Origin of the sequence: Dietzia sp. DQ11-38-2, from assembly GCF_014145055.1 — a bacterium.
Classification (GTDB): Bacteria; Actinomycetota; Actinomycetes; order Mycobacteriales; family Mycobacteriaceae; genus Dietzia.
This window is the reverse complement of sequence record NZ_JAALDW010000296.1, coordinates 1-2,298: the sequence shown is the minus strand read 5'-3', so window position 1 is coordinate 2,298 and position 2,298 is coordinate 1. Positions and strand designations below refer to the sequence as shown.

Sequence of the window (2,298 nt, the reverse complement as noted above, 5' to 3'; positions counted from 1 at the left end):
ACGCGACGGCGCGCCGTCCTCGGAATGGGCTCGCGCCAACTCCCAGGTGCGCGGCTCGCTGGCGGAGACGGGCGTGGGAGCGACGGACCTGCTGCTGTGGGCCCTGACCGCCGCCGCGGCCGGAGTGACCCTGATCCTGCTGGCCGGCCGGCGGCGTCGCGACGCCGAGTGCTGAGACCGCGAGCGGTGAGGAGCAGAGAGCCGGGATGCCGACACCCGGGCGGCGTCAGAACAGGGTTCGAGGCCGGATGCTGTTGGCCTGGTCCACCAACCGGAAGCGCTGCTGCCGGGTCTCGGTGGACCGCGCCAGGGTCCGCAACACCGTCTCCGCGCCCGTTCTCAGACCGAACTCGGTGAACGGCACCCCCCGCATCAGTGGCGACGGCGAGGGCTCGTTTCCGGGAAGCTGGATCCAACTCAGTGCCGTGGTCAGCACGGTGAGGCGGATCTGGACGGCCCGGTGCTCACCGGCGGACAGGTTCGCGACGCGACGAGCGGCCTCGCGCAGGTGGGATTCCTCGGTCTCCCGCAGTGGCCGCCCCTGGCACAGCAGCAGGATCGCCGTGAGATTGGCCAGGGCCGAGTATCGGGAGTTGGGCGGGACCCGGTCCAGTTCCTCGATCGCCGCCGCGACCTCCCCGCGCCTCTGCAACTGTCGGGCCAACCCGAATGCGGAACTGACCACCGACCGGTCCACGGACCACACCGTGCGGTAGAAGTGCTCGCTCGACCGCGCCCATCGGGCCCTGTCCCCCTCCGGGCAGACGTCGAGGATGAGCTCGGCGGTCGCCGCGAGCGCCAGCTTGGGCCCGTTCTCCCCCGGCATGGCCGACAACACCTGCTGGAACTTCGGATAGGCGCCCACGGGATCCCCTTTGAGCAGGGCGATCACCCCGACGTACCAGACCAGGCGCCACTCCGAGCGGAGTCGGTCGGAGTTCTCCTCCAGCAAGGCCTCGGCCGACGCGAGGTCTCCGCTCTCGAGGTAGGCGCGGGCGAGCGACATGATCACCCCCACGCTGTCGTGGGCCTCGGACTCGGTATCCGAGTACAGCTCACGGAGCGTGTCGATCCGCTGCTCCACGGAGGTGTAGGAGGTGGCGGCCAGGATGCGCCCGGCGGGATCGGAGGACTCCATCAGCGGCACGGGCAGGGCGTCGACGAGTTCGGCACCGGTCAGTGTGGTGTCGCGGGCGTGGCCGTCGACGAGGAAATCGGTCGGCTCGACCGTGAACAACGTGCCGAACGTGGACCGCTGCGGCGAGAACACCGAGGAGAACGCCGGATGCGGGATCCCGGTACGCAGAGCGAGGACTTCGCGCAACACGCCCATCAGCTGGCCGGCCATCCCGTTGGCGCTGCGGAACCGCATGGTCGGGTCCTCGTTGGTCGAGCGCAACAGGAAACGGTAGAGCGAGTCGTACCGGCTGAACACCGGCTCCTCGACGGGGGAGGGGATCCCGTCGGCGTAACGGCCGTCGACCACCGGCAGTCGGACGATCAACGACGCCAGGGTGCGCCCCACGGTGTAGAGGTCGGAGGCGATGGTGGGGCCGGTCTCGGGGATCTCCGGCGCCTGGAAGCCCGGTGTGCCGTAGATGTGCCCGTAGTCGCCGACGCCCGAGACCGCGCCCATGTCGATGAGCTTGACGTGGTCCTCGGTGAGCATGATGTTCTCGGGCTTGAGGTCGTTGTAGACCAGCCCCACGGAGTGCAGGTAGGACAGCGCTGTGAGGGCCTCGAGGACGTACGCGATCGCCTTCTCCACCGGCAGGACGCGACCCGGCGCCGACCTGCGCACGTCCCGCAGGCTGGGCCCACCGACGTACTCCATCACGATGTAGCCGCCGTGGGTGGGCGAGGTGGCCCAGTCGTCGTGGATGAAGTTGTAGATCCTCACGATCGACGGGTGGGAGAGTTCGGCCAGGATCTCCCGCTCGGCCACCGCCACCTCCTGCGCCTCGGCCTGGTCGGCGTGGAGCAGGCCCTTGAGCACCACCCACCGGTCGGACACGTTGTGGTCCACGGCGAGGTAGATCCAACCCATCCCACCGTGGGCGAGCGCGCCGCGGACCTCGTACTGGTCGGCCACCACGTCGCCGGGTCGGAGTTCGGGCCGCGGGAGTCGTCCATCCGAGGCCTCGCACTCGGCCTCGATGTCCTCCGGCGAGAGCATGGCCGAGTGGGGATCCACCGGGATGATGTACGGCAGGTCCACCAGCCCCTCCGACGCCGGGCTCGGTCGGTCCTCGGGCTTACTGGGTTGACGCATCCGGAACGGTGCCGAGCCGGCGCGGT

Annotated in this window: 1 protein-coding gene; it reads right to left on the bottom strand. The window is 69.8% G+C overall.

All coding sequences use genetic code 11. The annotated features are described in order from the left end of the window. Positions 1-226: 226 nt before the first annotated feature. Positions 227-2,298 (bottom strand): serine/threonine protein kinase (locus G6026_RS10630; RefSeq protein WP_182613164.1); only part of this gene is annotated, 2,072 nt, incomplete at its 5' end.